The sequence below is a fragment of the Pseudomonas sp. GW822-FHT05A08 genome (genome assembly GCF_058800485.1).
The window spans coordinates 2975589-3000476 of the sequence record NZ_CM179511.1; the positions used below are offsets into that span (position 1 = coordinate 2975589).

18 protein-coding genes are annotated in these 24888 nt (G+C 63.7%); 7 read left to right on the forward strand and 11 right to left on the reverse strand.

What is annotated here, in order from left to right:
- Positions 1-104: 104 nt before the first annotated feature.
- The 6 genes from AC3RCP_RS13405 to AC3RCP_RS13430 form a co-directional block, all read right to left on the reverse strand.
- Positions 105-1211 carry a Gfo/Idh/MocA family protein gene (locus AC3RCP_RS13405; RefSeq protein WP_101337630.1) on the reverse strand — a complete coding sequence of 369 codons (1107 nt, stop codon included), beginning with the start codon at positions 1209-1211 and terminating at the stop codon, positions 105-107.
- Between the two features lie 197 nt (positions 1212-1408).
- Positions 1409-5140: an autotransporter domain-containing protein gene (locus AC3RCP_RS13410; protein ID WP_492569930.1), complete on the reverse strand. Its 3732-nt coding sequence runs from the start codon at positions 5138-5140 to the stop codon at positions 1409-1411.
- A gap of 503 nt (positions 5141-5643) precedes the next feature.
- A complete protein-coding gene (locus AC3RCP_RS13415) occupies positions 5644-6411 on the reverse strand; it encodes an SDR family oxidoreductase (protein WP_025809412.1) in 768 nt (255 codons plus the stop codon).
- A gap of 37 nt (positions 6412-6448) precedes the next feature.
- Complete coding sequence (locus AC3RCP_RS13420) at positions 6449-7516, reverse strand: phosphotransferase family protein (protein ID WP_009043417.1); 1068 nt, start codon at positions 7514-7516, stop codon at positions 6449-6451.
- 253 nt (positions 7517-7769) lie between these two features.
- Positions 7770-8720, reverse strand: a complete 951-nt coding sequence (locus tag AC3RCP_RS13425) for a 2-hydroxyacid dehydrogenase (protein ID WP_007923879.1) — start codon at positions 8718-8720, stop codon at positions 7770-7772.
- Positions 8721-9000: 280 nt separating this feature from the next.
- Entirely contained in the window at positions 9001-9540 is a 540-nt protein-coding gene (locus AC3RCP_RS13430) for a cysteine hydrolase family protein (protein WP_492569932.1), read from the reverse strand.
- 619 nt (positions 9541-10159) lie between these two features.
- Between AC3RCP_RS13430 and AC3RCP_RS13435 the strand changes: the two genes are divergently transcribed.
- From AC3RCP_RS13435 to AC3RCP_RS13455, 5 genes are all read left to right on the forward strand, one after another.
- Positions 10160-10642, forward strand: coding sequence for a formate dehydrogenase subunit gamma (locus AC3RCP_RS13435; RefSeq protein WP_038579753.1), 483 nt, complete (start codon positions 10160-10162; stop codon positions 10640-10642).
- Positions 10636-12195 carry a formate dehydrogenase beta subunit gene (locus AC3RCP_RS13440; protein ID WP_101337635.1) on the forward strand — a complete coding sequence of 520 codons (1560 nt, stop codon included), beginning with the start codon at positions 10636-10638 and terminating at the stop codon, positions 12193-12195. The genes AC3RCP_RS13435 and AC3RCP_RS13440 overlap by 7 nt, the downstream gene beginning before the upstream one ends.
- On the forward strand, positions 12192-15068 hold the full coding sequence (gene fdhF / locus AC3RCP_RS13445; RefSeq protein WP_492569935.1) for a formate dehydrogenase subunit alpha: 2877 nt from the start codon (positions 12192-12194) through the stop codon (positions 15066-15068). Before AC3RCP_RS13440 ends, fdhF begins: the two co-directional genes overlap by 4 nt.
- On the forward strand, positions 15065-15292 hold the full coding sequence (locus AC3RCP_RS13450) for a formate dehydrogenase subunit delta (protein ID WP_007923873.1): 228 nt from the start codon (positions 15065-15067) through the stop codon (positions 15290-15292). Before fdhF ends, AC3RCP_RS13450 begins: the two co-directional genes overlap by 4 nt.
- A 386-nt stretch (positions 15293-15678) precedes the next feature.
- A complete protein-coding gene (locus tag AC3RCP_RS13455; protein WP_007923872.1) occupies positions 15679-16959 on the forward strand; it encodes a serine/threonine transporter in 1281 nt (426 codons plus the stop codon).
- Here the strand turns inward: AC3RCP_RS13455 and AC3RCP_RS13460 are convergent.
- The 4 genes from AC3RCP_RS13460 to acnB all read right to left on the reverse strand — a co-directional run bounded on the left by AC3RCP_RS13460 (position 16941) and on the right by acnB (position 21900).
- Positions 16941-17600 (reverse strand): acyl-homoserine-lactone synthase, encoded by a 660-nt coding sequence (locus AC3RCP_RS13460; protein WP_492569937.1) that lies wholly within the window; start codon positions 17598-17600, stop codon positions 16941-16943. The two genes, AC3RCP_RS13455 and AC3RCP_RS13460, sit on opposite strands and share 19 nt — an antisense overlap.
- A gap of 30 nt (positions 17601-17630) precedes the next feature.
- Positions 17631-18356 (reverse strand): autoinducer binding domain-containing protein, encoded by a 726-nt coding sequence (locus AC3RCP_RS13465; protein ID WP_087087868.1) that lies wholly within the window; start codon positions 18354-18356, stop codon positions 17631-17633.
- 341 nt (positions 18357-18697) lie between these two features.
- A complete protein-coding gene (locus AC3RCP_RS13470; RefSeq protein WP_492569939.1) occupies positions 18698-18940 on the reverse strand; it encodes a hypothetical protein in 243 nt (80 codons plus the stop codon).
- Positions 18941-19299: 359 nt separating this feature from the next.
- The gene (gene acnB, locus AC3RCP_RS13475; RefSeq protein WP_007923866.1) at positions 19300-21900 is read right to left on the reverse strand and encodes a bifunctional aconitate hydratase 2/2-methylisocitrate dehydratase; all 2601 of its coding nucleotides are present in this window, start codon (positions 21898-21900) and stop codon (positions 19300-19302) included.
- 674 nt (positions 21901-22574) lie between these two features.
- Here acnB and AC3RCP_RS13480 point away from each other — a divergent pair.
- Entirely contained in the window at positions 22575-23045 is a 471-nt protein-coding gene (locus AC3RCP_RS13480) for a DUF1289 domain-containing protein (protein ID WP_009043436.1), read from the forward strand.
- Positions 23046-23154: 109 nt separating this feature from the next.
- Here AC3RCP_RS13480 and AC3RCP_RS13485 read toward each other — a convergent pair whose 3' ends face one another.
- Positions 23155-24018, reverse strand: a complete 864-nt coding sequence (locus tag AC3RCP_RS13485) for a universal stress protein (protein WP_007923862.1) — start codon at positions 24016-24018, stop codon at positions 23155-23157.
- Between the two features lie 239 nt (positions 24019-24257).
- On the opposite strand from AC3RCP_RS13485, the gene AC3RCP_RS13490 reads away from it, so the two are divergent.
- Positions 24258-24863, forward strand: coding sequence for a MiaE family protein (locus AC3RCP_RS13490; protein WP_007923860.1), 606 nt, complete (start codon positions 24258-24260; stop codon positions 24861-24863).
- The last annotated feature ends 25 nt before the right edge of the window (positions 24864-24888 follow it).

A 24888-nucleotide genomic window follows, 5' to 3' on the forward strand; every position in this document is an offset into this window, starting at 1 on the left:
GCTGCCGCAGGCTGCGAACGGCTGCGCAGCAGACGCCGCGATCCTGAGGCCGCCAAGCAAGGTCCTGCGGACCTTTTCGCAGCTTCGCCTTGGCTCAGCAGCGGCTACAGGGTCACCCAGCGCTGTTCGGCGGCGGCAAGGCGAATCGCCGCCGCCAGGCGCTCGACCTGCCAGGCCTCGGCGAAATCCGTCCCGCCTTGCCCCTGGCCGCCCAGCGCCATGATCAGCTCATGGACCTCCAGGGTCTTGAGCTCGTTGTAGCCCAGTTGATGCCCCGGGGCCGGGCTGAAGGCGGCGTAGCCGGGCAGGGCAGGCCCGGCCAGCAGGCGCTGGAAGCCGCTATCACCGGCACGGTACAGGCGCAGTTCATTGAGACGTTCCTGGTCGAAGGCCAGGGTGCCGCGAGTGCCGCTGATCTCGAAACTCAGGTGGTTCTTGTAGCCGTGCTTGAGCCAGCTGCTGCTGAACGTACCGCGGGCACCGCTGGCGAAACGCAGCAGAGCATGGGCCTGGTCGTCCACGGCGATCGGGCGCTGCTCCTGGCTGCCGGCGCTGGCCGGGCGTTGGTGGTGCACGGTCTGGCTGTCGGCGCAGACCGCCTCGACCTCGCCCAGCAGATAACGCGCCATGGCCAGCAGGTGGCTGCCCAGGTCGGCCAGGGCGCCACCGGCGTGCTGCGGATCGCAGCGCCAGGAGAAGGGCGAGGCCGGGTCGGCCATGAAGTCTTCGCTGAACTCGCCCTGGAAGCTGACGATCTGCCCCAGTTCGCCGCTGTCGATCAGCGCCTTGGCCTGCACGATCATCGGGTTGTGCTGGTAGTTGTAGCCGACCCGGGTGACCACCCCGGCGGCCTGGGCCGCGTGCTGCATTTGCTGCGCCTGTTCGACGCTGACCGCCAGGGGCTTTTCGCAATACACCGCCTTGCCGGCCTTCAGGGCGGCCATGGCCATGGGGAAGTGCAGGTGATTGGGGGTGGTGATCGCCACCAGGTCGACCCTGGGGTCGTCGATCAGCCGTTGCCAGTCGCCGTGGGCCTGGGCAAAACCCCAGGCCGCCGCGCAGTGCTCGGCGCGCTGGCGGTCGGCATCGGCCAGCGCCGCCAGGTGCAGGCGCACCGGCAATTCGAATACCGCGCTGACATTACGGAACGCCAGCGCATGGGCCCGGCCCATGAAGCCCGTGCCGATCAAGCCTATTCCCAGTTCACCCATCGCCGACCCCTTGCAGAATTGTTGTTGTAAGGAATGCTCTTTATGGAATAAAAATTCCGTAATTGCAATCTATGGAATAAATTTTCAGCAGCGCGCCGCTGCTGCTCGGCAACCCGGCCGGGGAAAGCCGAAGGGCGCAAATAAAAAAGGGTGCAATGAACAGTCATTGCACCCATGGGCCGATCACCTGGGCAGGGTCAGAACTGGAAGGTGAACCCCAGGTTGACCGAGCTGCCACCGCCATGGCCGGACACCAGCCCGGTGTAGTTCAGCGACACCAGGGTGTCTTTGCTCATGGCCATTTCCGCAGCGGCCTTGACCACCGCGCCATCGCGAGACACCGGCACGCCGTTCACCGCAAAGGCCGCCGCACTGCCGGCAAATTTCAATGAGGTTTCACGATCCAGGTCGCCGTACTGGTGTTCCCAGCCCAGCTCGCCACGCAAGGTCACCGAGCGGGTGGCGCTCACCGGCAATTGCGTATGACCTCGCAGGCCAAGGGTCGAGAGCGTGGCGTCCTGGCTTTGCTTGCTGCCATGCAAGGCTGCTGCCCCGCCGCGTTCCTTGAACGAGTCGTTCTGGAAGTTGATGTAGCTGAGGTTGGCGAAGGGCTCGAAAGCCGCCCACCGGGTGTAGCCGATTTCGCCGAACACCTGATCGGTACGCGCGTTGTAGTTGGCTTTTTCATGGCTCGACTGGTTGCCGTACGTCACGTCACGGGAAGTGTCGAAGCGGTGCCAGATGGTGGCTCCGCCGAGGCGCAGGGCGATGCTGTCGAAACGTTTGCCGCCATAGATCGACAGGTGATAGTTGTCGCTGTCGGCGGAAGTCCTGGAGGCTCCGTTCAGATCGGTCCTGGTGTAGCCGGTTGCCGCACCGACGCGCCAGCCATCGCCGACGTCGGTGTCCAAACCGAGCAGGACGCCGGTGGTGGAAGTGCTGTAGCGCGTGGCGTTGTGATCGGCGTCGACTTGCCTGTGGCCGCCGAGCAATTGCACCCAGCCACCATTGCTGCTGGCCTGGATATCCATATCGGTATCCAGGGCCTGAGCCTGTTGCAGGCGGCCGTTGACTGCGTCACGCAGGTAACGGCTGTCAGCGATCTGCGCAGCGGCGATGTCGGAGTGCACCTGGCCATCGAGCTGGTTGAAGGCTTGTCGCGCCAGTTCCGCCGAGTCGGAGGCCAGGATGCTCTCGTACACCGGATTACCTGCGCTCAATGTGTCGATGGCGCTGGCGACGGCACGCTCGTTACGGGTCAAGGCTACGCTGGCGAACGCGGTCTGGTTGCGGTAGATGCCCAGGTTCAGCTGGTTCGGCTGGTAGTTCAGGCGGGTGTCGAGGAACAAGAAACTGGGGGCGACGGAAGCGAACTGGCCGTTGATACCCTGGCTGGCGCTGAGGATGTTGAACTGCTGGCCCAGGTAGCTGCTGGCCTGGGCCGCAGACAGCAGGTTGGGGCTGTTTTCCATGGAGAGGGTGACCTGTCCGCCGTTGAGAGTAGCCACGCCCGTGCTCTGGAGGGTGTCGGTCTGCCCGTTGGCGGCGACTTCCACCGCGTACACCGAGCCCGGGTTGAACGTGACGTCGCCGGTGTGCAGGGTGCCGACCGAATGGCCGGGGGCCACGGTACCGCCGTTGTTCACCAGCAGGGTGCCGATGCTGCCGTTACCCGCCAGGGTGCCGCCGAGACGGGTGACCACCTGGTTATTGGCATCTACGGTGCCCACGGCGCTGCCATCGACCGTCACGCTGGAGGTCAATCTGCCGTCCACCGAGAGCTTGCCGCCACGGACCCAGGTACTGCCCGAATAGCTGCTCTGACCGTCGAGTACCAGTTCCCCATCCCCGGACTTTGTCAGGCTGCCGACATAGGTCTGGCCGGTCAGCGGGTCCAGGCCGCGGGTCAGCGTTGCCTGTTCCCGGGCCATGCCGATCTGGTACTGGAATTGATCGTCCGCCGAGGCCCCGGCCGGTAGACCGTTGACCCAGCCTTTGTGCTGCTTGATCGCGCTCCAGGTGGCCTGTTCGGCGGCGTCTTCGCTGCGTCGGGCACGGATCGCTTCGTCGGAGATGTCGTTGGCCCAGATATCGCGGGTGCCGGCGGGCAGCGCCACGGCCAGTGCACCGACGAACTGTCCCGGGCCCTGCATGGCCTTTTTCAGGTTGGGCAGGCCCCAGCCGTTGACCACCCCTGGCACCTGCGGGGTGCCGGGAGCGGCGTCGTGCACCGGTTGCAGGTTGTCGTAGGTGCGTCCGCCCGTCCGGTCGCCGACCGGGGTGTCGGGGCCGTCCGGGGTTTGCAGGGTGGAGGTGGTCAGCAAGACATCGCGGGCCTGGCTCGCGGTCATGTAGGGAAAGCGCTGGATCACCAGGGCCAGGGCGCCGGAAACGCTGGGGGCGGCCGCCGAGGTGCCGTTGGCGTTGGGGATGATCTCGCCTTCCGGTCCTGCGGACGGAATGCCGGAAACCCCCATGACACACCACCACTTGGAGGTGCCGCAGCGGTTGTAGACCTGGGCGCCGCTCTCGTCATAACCGGTGATGGACAGCCACTTGGATTCCAGGTCCGGCTTGAAATAGGGGAGGTTGGCGTTGGTGTCCGGGTTGGCGCCATGACTGTCGTTGCCGGCGGAGATGATCTGGATGAACGAGTACTGCCGGCCGGCGTCGACCATGGCATCCATCCAGGTCTTCTGGCCCGCGTGGGCCTTGTCCCAGAACGGCCGGTAGGCGGCGGTCATGTCCCTGAGGATAGCCTGCGGGCTGTCGCCGACAGTGCCGAAGTGGTTCTCTACGTCATTACGCGAGTTCTGCCCCCAGCTCTGGTTGACGATCGACACTTTTTTCGCCGCCAGCGCGTCGTAGCTGGCCATGAAGGCGTTGTAGTCGAGGTCGTTGGAGCCTTGATAACGGTCGTTGTCGCTGCCGCCGGTGTTGGCCACGAACAGATTGGCGTCGAAGGCGATGCCGTGCATGCCGGTACCATTGCGACTGGCCGCCAGTACTCCGGACATTTCCGTGCCGTGGCCGTCGTTGAAGCTCGGGTCGTACTCACCCGCAATACTGAAGTGCTCACCTTTGTGGAACTCACCGGCCGGCACCTCCAACCGATAGCGCGGATGGGTTGCGTAGTATTCGCCGGTAGAGGTGACCGCCTGCACACGGTTTTCGCCTGCGGCGTTCTTGCCCTGGAACTCCGAATGTTCACTGAGGATGCCCGAGTCCAGCACGCCGACGTTTACCCCTTTCCCGGTGATACCCAGGGCATAGGCGTAATAGGCGTTGGTCCGGTCCAGGCCGGAGTTGACCTGAGCTTCCGGAGTCTTCCAGGTTTGCGCGTTATTGCTCCAGTTGCCGGTCGCGGCGGACCATGACTGTCCGGTATTGAGTTGTTTGTGCAGGTCCGTGGCCACGCCCGGCTCTATATAGGTATAAGGTTGGGCTGCCGGCAGGTTGGCAATGATTGCTTTGGCGAAGTCGAATATGTTCTGGGTATAACGGCCGGAGTTGCTGAACAGGCGGCTTTTATAGCGATCCAGATTGTTGTTGTAATCAAGTGGCTTGCTCGTATCGCCGAGCATTGCACTGATCGACAGGTTTTCCGTCTGCAACTCGTAGTTCTGCTGGAGCAACGAGTCGAACTTTGTCGATTGTGCGGCAAACTCTTTGGCTGCCAGGTCCAGGGTATTGCCTACACCAAAACGCAAGTTGGTATACACGGCGGTACCCGGCGCGAATGACGCAGCGGCTTTCCTGAACGCAGCCTCCAAGACCTGGGGTGTATAGGGCGAGCCGGTGGGCGGATTATCTGCCAGAGCCATCTGGCCCTGACCCAGCCACAAGGCGATGGCCATTGCGACAGGGCTCAGGGAAGCTGGTTTTAAGCGGTTGCTGCGTTTGTCTGAATCGATACCTGCTACGTCCATGTTCCTTTTCCTTGAGATATGTCCTTGGTCGAAACTGATGTTTCGATCTCTTGTAATAGGCAGGGTTTAAATGACGGGCTGAAACAAAGGTGCTGTTTAGAAGCACGTGGTGTGTTTATTGTTTTTACTGAGCAATAGCGAGTTCAGTCTCGGTTATCGTTACTGTATCGCTTGATACTCACTAGGTGGTACATATTAAGAAGTCGACAATCAACGAATGGTCAGTTGTTGATCCTCAAGTTGTTTTTCTTTAAGACACACATCGACCTCCGCTGTTTTCAAACAATGGTTTTTCATATGAGTGGTGTTGCAGAAAAATAACTGCGAGAGGGTTATAGCATGACAAATGAGCTTGTAACAAAATATTTATAGAGTGCTACGAGCTTGATACCAGAACTGTGACAGGTTTGGTTTTCTGTTTGAGAAAGGTTGGGGGCGAGGTGTGGGTGCCGGGCAATAAAAAGGCAGCCCGCAGGCTGCCTTTGTTGTACGGCGAAGGTCGATCAGGACAGGAAACCGCCGTCCACATTCAGCGATACGCCCGTGGTGTAGCTCGAGGCGTCGCTGGCCAGGTAGAGCACGGCGCCGGCCATTTCGCTCGGGTCGGCCACGCGCTTGAGGGGGATCTGCGCCAGGGCGGTCTTGAGGATCGCGTCGTTCTTCACCAGCGCCGAGGCGAACTTGGTGTCGGTCAGGCCCGGCAGCAGGGCGTTGCAGCGGATGCCGAACTGCGCGCATTCCTTGGCGAAGACCTTGGTCATGTTGATCACCGCGGCCTTGGTCACCGAGTAGATGCCCTGGAAGATGCCGGGGGACACGCCGTTGATCGAGGCCACGTTGATGATGCTGCCGCCGCCGTTGTCGCGCATCAGCTTGCCGGCTTCCACCGACATGAAGAAGTAGCCGCGGATGTTGACGTCGACGGTTTTCTGGAAGGCGCTCAGGTCAGTGTCCAGCACGTTGCAGAACTGCGGGTTGGTGGCAGCGTTGTTGACCAGGATGTCCAGGCGCCCGAACTGTTCGCGGATGCCGGCGAACACCTGGCTGATCTGCTCCATCTCACCGATATGGCAGGCGATGGCGGTGGCCTTGCCGCCAGCGGCGACGATGGCATCGGCCACATGCTGGCAGCCTTCGAGCTTGCGGCTCGAGACGATCACATGGGCGCCTTGCTGGGCCAGCAGCTTGGCGATGGCTTCACCGATGCCGCGGCTGGCGCCGGAGACGAAAGCGATCTTGCCGTCGAGGTCGAACAACTGGGTCTTGGACATGGTTTTTCCTTATTGTGTGCCTGGCGCGTCGGGACGATCAGAGGCTGGATTTCTTGATGACCTGCAGGCTCATCTGCTCCAGCAGCTTGTTCATGTGAATGAACTGCGCGAAGCGTTTGTCCTGGGTCTGGCCATGGAAGAAGCGGTAGTAGATCTGCTGCACGATGCCGGCCAGGCGGAACAGGCCGTAGGTGTAGTAGAAGTCGAAATTGCCGATCTGGATGCCGGCGCGTTCGGCGTAGTAGTCGACGAACTGCTGGCGAGTCAGCATGCCCGGGGCGTTGCTCGGCTGGCGGCGCATCAGTTGCACCGGCGCCGGGTCGCCCGCTTCGATCCAGTAGGCCAGGGTGTTGCCCAGGTCCATCAGCGGATCGCCGAGGGTGGTCAGCTCCCAGTCCAGCACGCCGATGATCTGCATCGGGTTGGCCGGGTCGAGGATCACGTTGTCGAAGCGGTAGTCGTTGTGCACGATGCTGGAGGTCGGGTGATCGGCCGGCATCTTGTCGTTGAGCCAGGCCTTGACCGCTTCCCACTTGGGCGCATCCGGGGTCAGGGCTTTCTCGTAGCGGTCGCTCCAGCCCTTGATCTGGCGTTGCACATAACCTTCGGGCTTGCCCAGGTCGCTCAGGCCGCAGGCCTTGTAGTCGACACGGTGCAGCTCGACGAACTTGTCGATGAAGCTCTTGCACAGGGCCTCGGTCCTGGCCGCGTCGAAACCCAGCTCCGGCGGCAGGTCGGAGCGCAGGATGATGCCCTTGACCCGCTCCATCACATAGAACTCGGCGCCGATCACCGATTCGTCGGTGCAGTGCACATAGGCTTTCGGGCAATACGGAAAGCCGTCCTTGAGCTGGTTGAGGATGCGGTATTCGCGGCCCATGTCGTGGGCCGACTTGGCCTTGTGGCCGAAGGGCGGGCGGCGCAGGACGAATTCCTGTCCCGGGTATTCCAGCAGGTAGGTCAGGTTCGAAGCGCCGCCCGGAAACTGGCTGATCTGCGGGGTGCCGGTCAGGCCCGGAATATGCGCCTTGAGGTACGGATCGATCAGGTTGGCATCGAGTTCCTCGCCGGAGCGAGTACGGGTGGACTGGTCAGTAAGCGCCATGCTTATCCCTTCTGCTTATTCTGGAGGCCAGAGATTATTGGCTAATCTAATGTGCCCACCTGAGCGCCACAATCGCCGCAGGCCTTTATAGGTGAGCGTGTTGCCGGGCAATCATTGCTTTTGATACAAGCGTTTGAATGGGCCCGGCTTCACTCTAGTCCAGTTCGCCGGGCCTGAATGAGCATTTCGACCGGGCTCGCGCATCAACCTGTTTGCGCGCAGCGCCGCAGGCGCCTTTCGTAGCGCGCCGGGTTCAGTTCGGGGCAGGCAGGGCGATGGGGGTCAACAGCGGCTGGCCGCTGAAGTGGGCGACGAGGTTCTTGCCCACCAGCTCCACGGTGGCCTGGGTCGCTTCCGGCGACAGCCCGGCGACGTGGGGTGTCAGCACCACATTGTTCAGGGTCTTCAAGGCATCCGGCACCCGCGGTTCGTCGTCGAATACGTCCAGGGCCGCGCCGGCGATGCTGCGTTGCTCCAGGGCCTGCAGCAGGTCGGCGCTGTTCACCACGCTGGCGCGGGCGATGTTCACCAGGAAACCCTCCGGCCCCAGGGCCTGCAGCACGGCTTTGTCGATCAGCTGGCGAGTGCCTATGCCGCCAGGCGTGGCGACCACCAGGAAGTCCGAGTGCCGCGCCAGTTCGGTCGGGGTCGGGCAGAAACTGTAGGGCACGTCGCTGCGGATCTGCCGGTTGTGGTAGCTGACGCTCATGTCGAAGCCATTGGCGCAGCGTTTGGCGATGGCCAGGCCGACGGCGCCGAGGCCGAGGACACCCAGGCGCTTGCCGGCCAGGGAAGGGCGCATGACTTTCGGCCATTCGCCGCGCCGCACGGCGGCATCGGCACGGGGAATGTCACGCACCAGGGACAGCAACAGGGCCATGGCGTGGTCGGCCACCGACGAGGCGTTGACCCCGGCGCCGTTGCTCACCGCTATGCCACGGTTGCTCGCCGCCTGCAGGTCGACCTGCTCGTAGCCGGCGCCGATCACACAGATGATTTCCAGGTGCGGCAAGGCAGCGATTTCTTCGGCGCTCAGGCCCAGCGGACCACGGGTGAGCACCGCGTTGATCTGCCCGGCATGGGCCTTGATGGCGGCCGCTCGTTCGCTGGGCGTCGGCGCGAGGATCAGGTGGAAGCCCTGGTTTTCCAGAATCCACAGGTAGTCATTGATGGTTTCGACGAGGACCAGAACGGTGGCGGGCATGCGTGTCTCCTGAAGGACTGAAGAGGGACGGACGGCGTACGGCGCAGCGATGGCAACCGGCGTACGGCTCAGGGAGCTGCTGTACCGTGATAAACCACTCAAGGGCTCAAGATTGCGGATTGCAGGGCGCTTTGGCAAGGCGCGGTCGCGGGTTTTTCCCGCGACCGCGGCCTGGAGAGCGGCGCCGCATTCAAGAGCCTGATCGCCAGCAAGCTTGGCTCCTACAGAAGCAGCGGCGATCACGGTCTTGCGCCTGACATGGCTTCTGCAGAGAGGGCATTCAGAAGCGGATATCGGCGGTTTTCACTCGCCGGACAAAGGCGCCGTCCAGGGTCGCATTGTGGTGGTCGATGATCGCCCGGGCCGGGAGCGCCGGGGTGTCCATGCAGGTATGGGCATCCTCCGCCAGCACGGCGGCGAACCCCAGGTCCAGGGCGGCGCGGCAGGTGGCGTCGATGCAGTACTGGGTTTTCATGCCGACGATCACCAGCTCATCGACCTGCGCCGCCCGCAGGTGTTCGGCCAGCCCGGTGCCGACAAAACAATTGGGGCGGGTTTTGTCCAGCCGCCGGTCGCTGGCCTCGAGCTGCAATTGCGGCAGCAGTTGCCACGGCGCGCTGCCGGCGGCGATGGGCGAACCTTGCGGGCCGGTATGGCGCATGGCGATCACCGGCGCGCCGGCCTGCCGGGCGCGGTGGATCAGTTGGTTGATGTTGTCGAGTACGCGCTGCCCCTCGAAGGGCTGCTCTGGTCCGTGAAACAGGCCGACCTGCATGTCGACGATCAGCAGGGCGGGGCGCTGGGCCTGGGGTGACGGCATGGTGTTTCTCCTTGTGAGCCAGCTGGACGGAGAAACAAAAGGCCCCGTCCATTGCTGGCGGGGCCTTGGGTTCGACTGCGCTGTTATCAGCTCATGCAGCGACCACACGACCCGCCGGAAGCGGTCGTGGTGGTCGTGCGGGTGAGGTGGCGCGGGAAAGGATTCATGGCGCCGATCATGGGGCCGGGGTTCGCGCACTGTCAATCCGAGAAGGATGCTGGTTTGAGTGTCCGGGCATTGGCGGTTTTCAGCCGTCGGGCGAGGGCGCTGAAGGCCTGGTGCCGCGTTTTGCAGCGCTGCATCAGCGAGCCGGGCGGGTAATCGATGGGGCCTGTGGACTACGCTGAGCTTGCTTGAGTGTCTTGAACGGGGGAGGGTCAGCGCTCCCGACCAGCAGGTCGCTTTCAGGACACGATGGGTCGCCTGGGTGCAATCGCCGGACCATGGCGATGGGCAAGCTTCCAGGATGCCCCGGACCCGGTGCGCCAAGACACTTGGCCGGAGAGCAAGAATGGCGACCGAGGATCCACGCCTCCGTGACGTGGCCGGGCGCTGCAGCCGAAGACTCCGGACGGCTACCGCTATGTAGCGATGTCGTTCGAGATGCCGAGGTACGTTTATGTCTGATGACACGCTTCACCTGCCTCTGATTCACAGCGTGTTGGAGCGCGAAAAGGACACTCCCGGTGCCTTGTTGCCCATTCTCCACGCCATTCAGGACGGTTGCGGGTACATTCCCGACACCGCCATCCCCGAGATCGCCCATGCCCTCAACCTCAGCCTGGCTGAAGTGCACGGCGTGATCAGCTTCTACCACGATTTCCGTACCACGCCGCCCGCACGCCATACCCTGCGCCTGTGCCGGGCCGAGTCCTGCCAGAGCCGGGGCGCCGAAGGCCTGGCTGCGCAACTGCGCGAACAACTGTTGCTGGACGACCATGGCACCACGGCCGACGGCAGTATCAACCTGCGACCGGTCTATTGCCTGGGGGCCTGCGCCTGTTCGCCGGCCCTGGAACTGGACGGCGAACTGCACGCCCGGATCACCCCCGAGCGCCTGCGCCAGCTGGTGAGTGGCTGCCTGGAGGATGGCGCATGCTGAAGCTCTATATCCCCCGCGATTCGGTGGCCCGTGCCGTGGGCGCGGACAAGGTGGCCGTTGCGCTGGTGCGTGAGGCCGAGCGTCGACAATTGCCGTTGGAGCTGTGCCGCACCAGTTCCCGTGGCCTTTATTGGCTGGAGCCGCTGCTTGAAGTGGACAGCGCCGACGGCCGCCTGGGTTTCGGCCCCCTCACTCCGGAGGACGTGCCGAGCCTGCTCGACGCCCTGACGGGCGACCCCGGCAGCCATCCGTTGGCCCTGGGGCCGGTGGAGCAGATCCCTTATCTGCAGAGCCAGCAGCGCCTGCTGTTCGCTCGGGCCGGTATCACTCAACCGCTGTCCCTGGACGACTACCGCGCCCAGGGCGGTTTCCAGGGCCTGGCCCGGGCCATCCAGATGGAGGGCGCGCAGGTGGTCGCCAGCGTGCTCGACTCCGGCCTGCGCGGCCGGGGGGGCGCGGCCTTTCCGGCGGGGATCAAGTGGCGCACCGTGCGCGAAGCCGCGGGTGCCCAGAAATACGTGGTCTGTAACGCCGATGAAGGCGACTCCGGCACCTTCGCCGACCGCATGCTGATGGAAGGCGACCCCTTCCTGCTGATCGAAGGCATGATCATCGCCGGTATCGCGGTGGGGGCCAGCAAGGGCTATATCTACGTGCGCTCGGAATACCCGGACGCCATCGGCACCCTGAACGAGGCCCTGCGCATCGCCCGCGAGGCCGGTTACCTGGGGGCGAACGTGGGCGGTAGCGGCCGCCCCTTCGACCTGGACGTGCGGGTGGGGGCCGGGGCCTACATCTGCGGTGAGGAAACGGCGCTGCTGGAGTCCCTCGAAGGCAAGCGCGGCACGGTTCGCGCCAAGCCGCCGCTGCCGGCCCTGCAGGGCCTGTTCGGCTTGCCAACGCTGGTGCACAACGTGCTGACCCTGGCCTCGGTGCCGATCATCCTGGAGAAGGGCGCGTCGTTCTATCGCGACTTCGGCATGGGGCGTTCCCTGGGCACCATGCCGTTCCAGCTGGCCGGCAACGTCCGCCAGGCGGGCCTGGTGGAACGCGCCTTCGGCCTGAGCCTGCGCGAGCTGGTGGAAGGTTATGGCGGCGGTACCGCCAGCGGCCGGCCACTGAAGGCGGTGCAAGTGGGTGGGCCGCTGGGGGCCTGGGTGCCCCCCGCGCAGTTCGATACGCCGCTGGACTACGAGGCGTTCGCCGCCATGGGCGCGATGCTCGGCCACGGTGGCGTGGTGGTCGCCGACGACAGCCTGGACATGGCCCACATGGCCCGTTTCGCCTTGCAGTTCTGCGCCGAGGAGTCCTGCGGCAAGTGCACGCCGTGCCGGATTGGCTCGACCCGTGGAGTGGAGGTGGTGGACCGCTTGATCGCCAGCACCGACGCCGCGGCCCGTGAGGAACAGGCGCTGCTGCTGCAAGACCTTTGCGACACCCTGCAATACGGCTCGCTCTGTGCCCTGGGCGGGATGACTTCCTACCCCGTCGCCAGCGCCCTCAAGCACTTTCCCGCCGACTTCGGTCTGGCGACCACGGAGGCCGACCAATGATCAATATCTTCGACCCTACCAGTGATATCGACCTCGGCACCCCGGCCCGCGAAAGCGCGGTACAGGTCAGCCTGACCATCGACGGCCGGGAAATCAGCGTCGCTTCCGGCACCTCGGTGATGCGCGCCGCGGCGTTGCTCGGCACCACTATCCCCAAACTCTGCGCCACCGACAGCCTGGAAGCCTTTGGCTCCTGCCGCATGTGCCTGGTGGAGATCGAGGGCATGCGCGGCTATCCGGCCTCCTGCACCACGCCTGTGACCGAGGGCATGGTCGTCCACACCCAGACTTCCAAGCTCGCCAGCCTGCGGCGCAACGTGATGGAGCTGTACATCTCCGACCACCCTCTGGACTGCCTGACCTGCTCGGCCAACGGCAACTGCGAGTTGCAGACGGTGGCGGGGCAGGTGGGCCTGCGGGAAGTGCGCTACGGCTATGAGGGCGCCAACCACCTGGACGAACAGAAGGACGTCTCCAACCCCTATTTCGACTACGATCCGAGCAAGTGCATCGTCTGCAACCGCTGCGTGCGTGCCTGCGAGGAAACCCAGGGCACCTTTGCCCTGACCATCAGCGGGCGCGGCTTCGATTCCCGGGTGGCGGCGGCCGGCGGCGACAATTTCCTCGACTCCGAGTGCGTGTCCTGCGGCGCCTGCGTGCAGGCCTGCCCGACCGCCACCCTGATGGAAAAGAGCGTGGTGGAAATCGGCCAGCCCGAGCGCAGTGTCATCACCACCTGCGCCTACTGCGGCGTGGGCTGCTCTTTCCGCGCGGAAATGAAAGGCGAGCAGCTGGTGCGCATGGTCCCGGACAAGAACGGCCAGGCCAACCACGGCCATTCCTGCGTCAAGGGCCGCTTCGCCTGGGGCTACGCCACCCACCCGGACCGCATCACCAAGCCGATGATCCGCAAGCACATCAGCGATCCGTGGCAGGAAGTCAGCTGGGAAGAGGCGGTCACCTACGCGGCCAGCGAGTTGCGCCGCATCCAGCTGAAATACGGGCGCGACTCGATCGGCGGCATCACCTCCAGCCGTTGCACCAACGAAGAGACCTACCTGGTGCAGAAGCTGGTGCGCACCGCCTTTGGCAACAACAACGTCGACACCTGCGCCCGGGTCTGCCATTCGCCCACCGGCTACGGCCTCAAGCAGACGCTGGGCGAATCCGCCGGCACCCAGAGTTTCGACTCGGTGATGCAGGCCGACGTCATCCTGGTGATGGGCGCCAACCCCACCGACGCCCACCCGGTATTCGGTTCCCAGCTCAAGCGCCGCCTGCGCCAGGGCGCGCGGCTGATCGTCATCGACCCGCGGCGCATCGACCTGGTGGATTCGCCCCATGCCCGTGCCGACCTGCATTTGCAGCTGCGTCCGGGCACCAACGTGGCGATGCTCAACGCATTGGCCCATGTGATCGTCACCGAGGGCCTGGTCAACCAGCCTTTCGTCGATCAGCGCTGCGAAGCGGCGGACTTCGCCCGCTGGCGCGATTTCGTCAGCCTGGCGGAAAACTCCCCCGAGGTCCTGGGGCCGATCTGCGGCGTGCCCGCCAGGCAGATCCGCGACGCCGCGCGGCTTTACGCCACCGGGGGCAACGCGGCCATCTACTACGGCCTGGGCGTTACCGAGCACAGCCAGGGCAGCACCTCGGTGATGGGCATCGCCAACCTGGCGATGGTCACCGGCAACATCGGCCGCGAGGGTGTCGGGGTCAACCCGCTGCGCGGGCAGAACAACGTCCAGGGCTCCTGCGACATGGGTTCCTTCCCCCACGAGCTGCCTGGCTATCGGCATATTTCCAACGAGGCGGTGCGCGCCGAGTTCGAACAGGCCTGGAACGTGACCTTGCAACCCGACCCGGGCCTGCGCATCCCCAATATGTTCGAGGCGGCCCTGGACGGCACCTTCAAGGCGCTCTACTGCCAGGGCGAGGACATCGCCCAGAGCGACCCCAACACCCAGCACGTGACCGCCGCCCTGACGGCCATGGAGTGCGTGGTGGTGCAGGACATCTTCCTCAACGAGACGGCCAAGTTCGCCCATGTGTTCCTGCCGGGCAGCTCCTTCCTCGAGAAGGACGGCACCTTCACCAACGCCGAGCGCCGCATTTCCCGGGTGCGCAAGGTGATGGAGCCCCTGGCCGGCAAGGCCGACTGGGAGGCCACCATCGCCCTGGCCGAGGCCCTGGGCTACAAAATGCAGTACAACCACCCATCGGAGATCATGGATGAGATCGCGCGCCTGACGCCGACCTTCCACCGCGTCAGTTACACCGAGCTGGATCGGCACGGCAGCCTGCAATGGCCGTGCAACGATGCCGCGCCGGACGGCACGCCGACCATGCACATCGATGAATTCGTGCGCGGCAAGGGCCGCTTCATGCTCACCGGCTACGTGCCCACCGAGGAGAAGGTCAACAGCCGCTACCCGTTGCTGCTGACCACCGGGCGCATCCTCAGCCAGTACAACGTCGGCGCCCAGACCCGGCGCACCGACAACGTGGCCTGGCACGAGGAGGACCGCCTGGAAATCCACCCGACCGACGCCGAGAACCGCGGCATCGTCGATGGCGACTGGGTCGGCATCGGCAGTCGCGCCGGGCAGACAGTGCTGCGGGCCAGGGTCAGCGAGCGGGTGGCACCGGGGGTGGTCTACACCACCTTCCACTTCCCGGAATCGGGCGCCAACGTGATCACCACCGACAACTCCGACTGGGCCACCAACTGCCCGGAATACAAGGTGACGGCGGTAGAGGTGGTGCGGGTCAACCAGCCTTCCGAATGGCAGAAGCGTTATCAGGCGTTCAGTGATGAACAGGGGCGCCTGCTGCGGGAGCGTCGTCATGCCGAGAAAGCCGAGGTGCGCCGATGAGCAGCGAAAGCCTGATCAAGATGGCCAACCAGATTGCCCAGTTCTTCGCCAGCGAACCGGACAAGGCCCAGGCAGTGCGTAGCGTGCGTCAGCACCTGAAAAGCTTCTGGACGCCGGCCATGCGCAGAGAGTTGACCGCCTGGGAGGTGACACACCCCGGCGCGGTGCTGCACCCCCTGGTGCAGGCGGCGTTGAAGGAAGAGGAAGCGCAAGGGCAGACCTAGCGTTTGCCGATGGCGGGCACACCTTGAACCGGACCGCCTCGTTGCAACCAACCAGAAGCCAGGGCCTTGCCCTGGCTTCTGCGTTTGATGGGCACACCTGCTGTCTTCAGGGGCATGCCGATGGGGATGATGATCCGCGCGCCCGGCACGCAGGCCGGCCGAAACCCGGGGCCAGCGCTTGCCACAGATCAATGAAACCTTGTGCCCGACCCCGCAAAACCGCGCTCCAGACATCTGTACTGGCAAACCGTTCCTCAGCTAAGTCTTTGCTTCTGGTGAGTAATCCCGGACAATCGCGCCCCTGTTTCGGCGAGGGCTCTGTCTGTCGGGTACTCCGACGCGCCCTGGCCGAGTGGCAAATGACCGGAATGTGGAGATCCCACCGGATGAATGATCAGGCCAACAGCGTTGATCAACGCTTTGAAGCGGCAGCCCCAGCGACCCTAGCTAGCTGGAATCGCCAAGACACTACCTGGATGCTGGGCCTGTTCGGCACCGCCATCGGCGCGGGCACCCTGTTTTTACCGATCAACGCCGGCCTGGGCGGCTTCTGGCCGCTGCTGGTCCTGGCGCTGCTGGCCTTTCCGATGACCTTCTTCGCCCACCGTGGCCTGACCCGCTTCGTGCTTTCCGGGCGTGACGGCGCGGACATCACGGAAGTAGTGGAAGAGCATTTCGGGATCAAGGCCGGCGCCCTGATCACCTTGCTGTACTTCTTCGCCATCTTCCCGATCCTGCTGATCTACAGCGTGGCCCTGACCAACACCGTGGGCAGCTTCATGGAGCACCAGCTGCACATCATGCCGCCGCCGCGCGCCGTGCTGTCGCTGGTGCTGATCCTCGGCCTGCTGGCCGTGGTGCGCTGCGGCGAGCAGGTGATCGTCAAGGCCATGAGCCTGATGGTCTACCCGTTCATCGTCGCCTTGCTGTTCCTCGCGGTGTTCCTGATTCCGCACTGGAACGGCGGCATCCTCAGCACCGCCAGTACCCTGCCTGAACCTTCGGCGTTCCTGCACACCTTGTGGCTGGCGATCCCGGTCATGGTGTTCTCGTTCAACCACTCGCCGATCATCTCGGCCTTCGCCGTGGACCAGAAGCGCCGGTATGGCGCCCACGCCGAAGAGCGCAGCTCGCAGATCCTGTCCCGCGCCCACCTGCTGATGGTGGCGATGGTGCTGTTCTTCGTCTTCAGCTGCGTGCTGACTCTGTCGCCGGCCCAGCTGGCCGAAGCCAAGGCGCAGAATCTGTCGATCCTGTCGTACCTGGCCAACCACTTCAGCAACCCGACCATCGCTTTCGCCGCGCCGTTGATCGCGTTCGTGGCCATCGCCAAGTCGTTCCTGGGCCACTACATCGGCGCCAGCGAAGGCCTCAAGGGGCTGATCGTGAAAAGCGGCCGCCGCCCGGGCGCCAAGGCCCTGGACCGCATGACCGCGGCCTTCATGCTGGTGGTGTGCTGGATAGTCGCCACGCTCAACCCGAGCATCCTCGGGATGATCGAAACCCTGGGCGGCCCGATCATCGCGGCCATCCTGTTCCTGATGCCGATGTACGCCATCCGCAAGGTGCCGGCCATGGCCCGCTACCGTGGCCAGGCCTCCAACGTGTTCGTCACCCTGGTCGGCCTGGTGGCCATCACCGCGCTGGTCTACTCCCTGAGCGCCTGACCCGCCGGCGGCCCACCGCGCGTTGGCGGTGGGTTGCCGCGCAGAAATGCCTGATTCAGCGAAGCCACGGCCGCTGACTGCGTATAAAGCGCGGCGCGGCCGTTTTTCTGGTAGGCCGCAAAGTCCAGGGCCAGCAAGTGGTCGCGGTTGACCCGTTGCGGCTGGCCGAGCCGGCTCAGCGCCACGCCATGGCGCAGGAAATAACGCTCCAGCGCCGGCGTGGTCACCGCCACCACCGAGTTCGCCCCCAGGGTCCAGGCGGTGTGCAGGGTGTGCCAGAACACCCGCATCGGCAGCTTGCCGCCTTCCAGCGCCGAGGCGGCGAAGCGCGAGATTTCCCAGGTGTCGTGCTGGCGCGGCAAGGGTCGGTCGCAGAGAAAACCGAACACGTCCGCCAGCAGATAGGGCTGGGTGGTCGGCAGCAAGCGGGCGCAGCCGTGGATCTTTTCCTCGCTGTCCAGTGCCAGGGTGTAGCGGGTGTCGGCGTGGTCGAACTGATCGAGCTCCTGCCCGCACTGGCTGGCGCTGGAGGGCAGTCGCCAACCCAATTGCTTGATGAAGACCGCATGGCGATAGCGGCCGAGGTCGTCGCGCAGGGCCGGCGAAAGCTGGCTTTCATGCCGTGAAATCACAGTGATCATGGGGCGATATCCTTATCGTCGGGTGAAGCGTCAGATCAGCCCCAGGACGGCGGCGTAGGCGGCGGCCAGGGTCTTGTTGGCCGCGCCGAACTTCTTCTGGATGACCTTGAGGTGGAAATTCACGGTATTCACCGAGATGCCCAGGATCAGGGCAATCTCCCCGGAACTCTTGCCGTCGGCCGTCCATTGCAGGATTTCCCGCTCGCGCGCGCTCAGTTCCAGCTGTTCGGCCTGGCTGCTGGGGTGCCCGAGTTCGCCGAGGCGCACGGTCGCCAGTTCGATGATGCAGCGCAGGCGCAGGCGGATTTCTTCCAGTTCCACGGCGCTGATCGCCGTGCATTCACGGGCCACCGACAACACGCTCAGGGCGCTGTCGGGCGTGTGGATGGGCAAGGTGGCGCCCACCCGCAAGCCCCATTCCCGGGCCTCGCCCCACAACACCGAGCCTTTGCCGAACAAGGCGTCGCTCCAGACCACCATTTCCGTGGAGCGCAGGCCGTTGAGGATCGTCGGGTCGATCGCGGCGTAGTTCTGTTGCTGGTAACGCTCCACCCAGGCTTGCGGATAAGAGCCATAGATGTCGATTTTCGGGCGGGTGAAGGGGATCGAATGCCTGACTCCGTAAGCGTAAAAATCAAACCCCAGGGACCGGACCTCCCGTTCCAGCAGCGCAAAGACCTGTGCGCTCTCCTGTTGCTTGAGCATCTCCATGCGCAGGTCGTTCCACCAGTGCATGAAATCCTGTCGTTTCTCCATGGCGTTCGCCTTGATTCCTTGCACGTCAGGGAATCTAGTCCAGGGCAATACGCTGTCAACATTCATGAAATTCATAGAAAACCCCGCAGTTGTCCTGATCCGGCGCTTTGCACCAGGGCACCCGGGTGCGGGGCCGGCAATTGGGGCGGTGGTAGGCGTGGAGGGGGCTCATGGCCAAGGCTGGCCTGCGGTGCTATGTCACTATGTGGCGGGGTGCTGCAAAGGTACTGGCCTGGCCGATAAGGGCAAAAGACGTCCCCGGCAAAACCGCTGGCGAGCATGCGCATAACTCTTTTCCTTGAGTGTTCTGGCCGTCTCTGGCCAAGGGGCAGGGGACAGCTTCAGGCAAAGCGCAGGCGGGTGATGGGTTCCACAGCGGTGGCTGGCTCGCGGGCTGCGCAGGCGCGATGCACGCCGTTGGCGGCGGTTCTCGATTCCAGGTCGAGAAAATGCCCGCTGCCCTCGATCGCCGCGAAGCTGCGATCGCGCACATGAGTCTTGCGCTGCGGGTCGTTGCCCGGTTGTTCGACGTGCCCGGGGTAGTCGTTGAACGCGTTCTCGATCACACAATGGTTACGCCACATAGCACACCTCCATTTGTTGCTTTTGACGGGGCGAAAGAATCCGCGGCAGCTGAGATCCAGCTGTCGTGCGCGGAATGTTTTTATAGTCGTGTGAGCGCTTCGAACGATCGGCGCGGGTTGACAGCTGTCATCCCAAGGCCGTGGCAAGCAGGCAGCGTTCGACATTCGGGCGAGCGTCGGGCGCCATTGGCAGTGGCGTGATTTTTAGCAAGGGCGGGGGAGGGCTAACAACTACCAGATCTGGTAGGTAAAGACGCCTGGCGTTCTGCCGCCAGAGCGACTAGCGAGCGGATCGCCGGGATAAAAAAAACGCCGCGTATCGTCGTGGGATACGCGGCGTTCTTCATTGCCTTGCAGCCTTAGGCTTGAACCACCGGAATCTTGGCGTTCGCGGCAGCCTCACGGAACTCGGCGATCTGGTCGAAGCTCAGGTAGCGGTACACGTCCGCTGCCATGCTGTCGATCTTGCCGGCGTATTCCATGTACTCCTCGACGGTCGGCAGGCGACCCAGGATGGACGCAACGGACGCCAGCTCGGCCGAAGCCAGGTAGACGTTCGCGCCGTCACCCAGACGGTTCGGGAAGTTACGGGTCGAAGTCGAAACCACGGTGGAGTTCGGTTCGACGCGGGCCTGGTTACCCATGCACAGCGAGCAGCCCGGCATTTCCATGCGCGCGCCAGCCTTGCCGTAGATGCCGTAGTAGCCTTCTTCGGTCAGTTGGTGAGCGTCCATTTTGGTCGGCGGCGACAGCCACAGACGGGTTGGCAGCTGGCCCTTGACCTGATCCAGCAGCTTGCCGGCAGCGCGGAAGTGACCGATGTTGGTCATGCAGGAACCGATGAACACTTCGTCGATCTTCTCGCCAGCGACGCTGGAGAGCAGGCGAGCGTCGTCCGGATCGTTCGGCGCGCAGAGCACAGGCTCCTTGACGTCGGCCAGGTCGATCTCGATGACTTCGGCGTATTCGGCGTCCTTGTCGGCTTCCAGCAGCTCAGGGTTGGCCAGCCAGGCTTCCATCGCCTGGGCGCGACGCTCCAGGGTGCGGGCATCGCCGTAGCCTTCGCCGATCATCCAGCGCAGCAGGGTGATGTTCGACTGCAGGTATTCGGCGATCGACTCTTTGGACAGCTTGATGGTGCAACCGGCAGCCGAACGTTCGGCCGAGGCGTCGGACAGTTCGAAGGCTTGCTCGACGGTCAGGGTTTCCAGACCTTCGATCTCCAGGATGCGGCCGGAGAAGGCGTTCTTCTTGCCTTTCTTCTCGACGGTCAGCAGGCCTTTCTGGATCGCGTAGTAAGGGATGGCATGGACCAGGTCACGCAGGGTGACGCCAGGCTGCAGCTTGCCCTTGAAACGGACCAGGATCGATTCCGGCATGTCCAGCGGCATGACGCCAGTGGCGGCGGCGAAGGCCACCAGGCCGGAACCGGCCGGGAACGAGATGCCGATCGGGAAACGGGTGTGGGAGTCGCCACCGGTGCCGACGGTGTCCGGCAGCAGCATGCGGTTCAGCCAGCTGTGGATGATGCCGTCGCCCGGACGCAGGGACACGCCGCCACGGGTCATGATGAAGTCAGGCAGGGTGTGGTGGGTGGTGACGTCGATCGGCTTCGGATAGGCCGCGGTGTGGCAGAACGACTGCATCACCAGATCGGTGGAGAAGCCCAGGCAAGCCAGGTCCTTCAGTTCGTCACGGGTCATCGGGCCAGTGGTGTCCTGGGAGCCGACGGTGGTCATCTTCGGTTCGCAGTAGGTGCCTGGACGCACGCCAGTCACGCCGCACGCCTTGCCGACCATTTTCTGCGCCAGGGTGAAGCCCTTGGTGCTTTCGGCCGGCGCTTCCGGCTTCTTGAACAGGTCCGAAGGCGGCAGGCCCAGTTCGGTACGGGCCTTCTCGGTCAGGCCACGGCCGATGATCAGCGGGATACGGCCGCCGGCACGGACTTCGTCGAGCAGGACCGGGGTCTTCATTTCGAAGGTGGCCAGGACTTCGTCGCTGTTGTGCTTGGTGACTTTACCGGCGTGCGGGTACAGGTCGATCACGTCGCCCATGTTCATCTTCGACACGTCGAATTCGATCGGCAGGGCGCCGGCGTCTTCCATGGTGTTGTAGAAGATCGGTGCGATCTTGCTGCCGAAGCAGAAGCCGCCTGCGCGCTTGTTCGGCACGTAAGGAACGTCGTCGCCGAAGAACCACAGCACGGAGTTGGTTGCCGATTTACGGGACGAACCGGTGCCGACCACGTCGCCGACGTAGGCGATCGGGAAGCCCTGGCCGCGCATTTCCTCGATCTGCTTCATCGGGCCGGTCTTGCCTTGCTCGTCCGGAACGATGCCGTCACGGGCCATTTTCAGCATGGCCAGGGCGTGCAGCGGGATGTCAGGACGGGACCAGGCATCCGGGGCAGGGGACAGGTCGTCGGTGTTGGTTTCGCCCGTCACCTTGAACACGCGCAGGCTGATCTTGTCGGCCAGTACCGGGCGGTTCTTGAACCACTCGCCGTCGGCCCAGGATTGCAGTACGCCCTGGGCGTGAACGTTGCCGTTCTTGGCTTTTTCCGCGACGTCGTGGAAGGCATCGAACATCAGCAGGGTGTGCTTGAGCTGTGCGGCCGCGACCGGCGCCAGCTCGGCGTCGTCCAGCAACTCGACCAGGGTCACGATGTTGTAGCCGCCCTGCATGGTGCCCAGCAGTTCAACGGCGCGCTTCTTGTCCAGCAGAGGGGATTTGGCTTCGCCTTTGGCCAGCGCGGAGAGGAAACCGGCCTTCACATAGGCGGCTTCGTCGACTCCTGGCGGAACGCGATTGGTGATCAGGTCAACGAGGAAGGCTTCTTCGCCAGCGGGGGGATTCTTCAGCAGCTCGACCAGGCCTGCAGTTTGTTCGGCGTTTAGCGGCTGGGGAACGATACCCAGGGCTGCACGCTCTTCGATATGTTTGCGGTAGGCTTCAAGCACAGTATTACCCTCATCAGTGGTCCCAAATGGGTGTCCGGGACGCTCATCCCGAAATTGCCGTACTCATGCGCTGCGTGACGTTGTGGGTCGCTTAGCCAGAATTACCGGCAATTCCTTACAGAAGCTGCTTTCAAAGTTTTACGCCTGCAGAACGGGAGCTGATGAGGGTTGGCGCTGGGCTTTCCCCGCTGGAAAGACCCATCGCCAACACCGCTCTGAAGGAACGACTGTGCTCGTGACGCTTTGAAAACAGCTTCTAACGGACATTGGCGCCTAAAAAGGCTGGCTGATTCTACGGCAAAAAAAAAATTAAGGTAAGGCAGGGTCTATTGGACTTTGGTGGCGAGCCGCGTTGCTGGGCCAACGTGTGCGAGGCAAGGCGCGGGATGCCGCCAATGGTTGTTCCCTTGGCAAATCCCGCAACGCAGCCTCGCACACGTTGGCACGCAACCCGAAGGGACGGGGCCCGCTTGGTGCAGGGCTGCGTTGCTCGGAACTTATTTGGAACAACCAAACTGCGTTCCTCGCGCCTTGCCCTGCACCAAGCGGGCATCCGTCGCGGCCGCCACCAAAGTCCAATAGACCCTGATGCCCCGAAGTTTGAGGGGTGATCAATGTTAGACAAAGGGCTAACATGCGGGCCTGTTTCGCTTTTTTCCGCCAATTGCCTACTTATGCCCAATCAGACCATCAAGACCCCCTGCGTCGGCCTTTGCTCCACTGTCTACGGTGACCTGGTGTGCCGTGGCTGCAAGCGTTTCCACCACGAAGTGATCCACTGGAACGGCTACAACGAGGAAGAAAAGCACGCGGTGTGGCTGCGTCTCGAGCAATTGCTGGTGCAGGTGATGGCGGCCAAGCTGGAAGTCTTCGACCCCCAGCGGCTGCGCGAGCAACTGGAGCAGCGCAAGATCCGCTTCGTGCCGCACCAGTCGGAATATTGCTGGGCCTATCAGCTGATCGCCCGCGGGGCGCGGGTGATCAACCAGCTGGAAGCCTATGGGATGGTGTTGCTGCCGGAGTTTCGCGACTGGGAACTGCCGGAATTGCGCGATGCCATCGATCGGGAGTTTTTCCTCCTGTCGGAAGCCCACTACCAGCGTTATATCGCCCCGGGGTTCCTCAAGGACGCCTTTGGCGCCTGACTGCTAAAAGCATCGCGGGCAATCGAGCGTCGACCGGCTGCTCCTACAAAGGTGGGTTTCTGTAGGAGCGAGCTTGCTCGCGATGGCGTTCTATCAGTCAACCCATCCCTCAATGCTTGCCGGCCACCTCTTCCAGGTGGTCCATGATGTCCTCCGGCTTGAGCACCAGCACGTCGCTTTCCAGGGCATCGAGCACCACTTCCGCGGTATTGCCGATCAGCGCCCCGGAAATCCCGGTGCGCGCCACGGTGCCGATGATGGTCAGCGCCGCCTGCAGCTCATGGGCGGTGTGCGGGATCAGCACGTCCGCCGGGCCTTCCTCTATATGCAGGTGGGTATCGTCGATGTCGAACTCGGCCTGGAACGCTTTGCACTGCTCGCGGTAGCGCGCCTCGATGGTTTCCTTGAGCTGGAACACCGGGTCGGACGCCGACAGCATCGGCGACGGATGGGCGCTGATCACATGCAACTGCGCCTTGGCCAGGCTGGCGATGTCGAAACCATGGTCGATGATGCTGGCATGCAGGGTACGGTGCTCGCCGTCGGTGTTGCCGACATCGATGGCCGCCAGGATCACGCCGCCGGTCCAGGGCTTGGCGGTTTTCACCAGCAGCACCGGGCTTGGGCAATAGCGCAGCAGTTTCCAGTCGGCGGGGGTGAGCAGGGCCTTTTTCAGCGGGTTGTCGGCAAAGTGCTGCTTGATCACCAGGCCACAGCCTTCGGCCTGCTGCACGTCGATGATGGTGCTGTGCAGGCTGTCGTTCCAGGCCTGCTCGGTGGTCACGCTGTAGCCCTCGCTCAGCAGGCTGCTCTTGAGCACGCTCAACAGCGCCGAATGCTCGTGCTTCTTGTCGCACACCAGCAGGTGCAGATGGGCCTGGGTCACCCCGGCGATCAGCTTGGCGCGCTTGAGCGCGAGGCTTTCGGAATGCTCGGGCTCGATGACCACCAGGATGCTGCGGATGGCTTGCATGGTCGGGATCTCCAGAGAGGGATGAAGGCTATGTTGCACAACTATAGTTGCTGCGCGTCGCCGTGGCTGTTGACGCACATCAAGCGCCGCGGCTGGTGGTCTGTGGCGCGGCCGGTATAATCGGCGCCCTTCGCCGTGAACCCTTATGCCGTGAGCCCCATGTTATCGATCCCTGAAGTCGCCACCGTCCTGCCTTGCGCGCTCATTTCCTTGAAGGCTGCCCTGAAGGACGAACGACCATGAACCTGCCGGAAATTCACGAGTTCCTCGGCTGCCCCACGCCGGATGCCTGGGTCCAGGCGGCCCTGGCGGATCAGGAAACCCTGCTGATCGACCACAAGAACTGCGAGTTCAAGGCGGCCAGCACGGCCCTGAGCCTGATCGCCAAGTACCACTCCCATGTCGATCTGATCAACATGATGTCGCGCCTGGCCCGGGAAGAGCTGGTGCACCACGAACAGGTCATGCGCCTGATGAAACGGCGCAAGATCGAACTGCGCCAGTTGTCGGCCGGGCGTTATGCCTCGGGCCTGCGCAAGGTGGTGCGCAGCCACGAACCGGTGAAGCTGGTGGACACCCTGGTGGTCGGCGCCTTTATCGAGGCCCGCAGCTGCGAGCGTTTCGAGGCGCTGGTGCCGCACCTGGACGAAGAACTGGGCAAGTTCTACTTCGGCCTGCTGAAAAGCGAGGCCCGGCACTTCCAGGGTTACCTGAAGCTGGCCTATCAGTACGGCGACGCCAAGGACATCGCCCAGGTGATCGAGAAGGTGCGCGCCGCCGAGCGCGAACTGATCGAGTCGCCGGACGTGGAGTTCCGCTTCCACAGCGGCGTGCCTACTCTGTAAAACGGCCCAAGTCGGTTCAAAACTA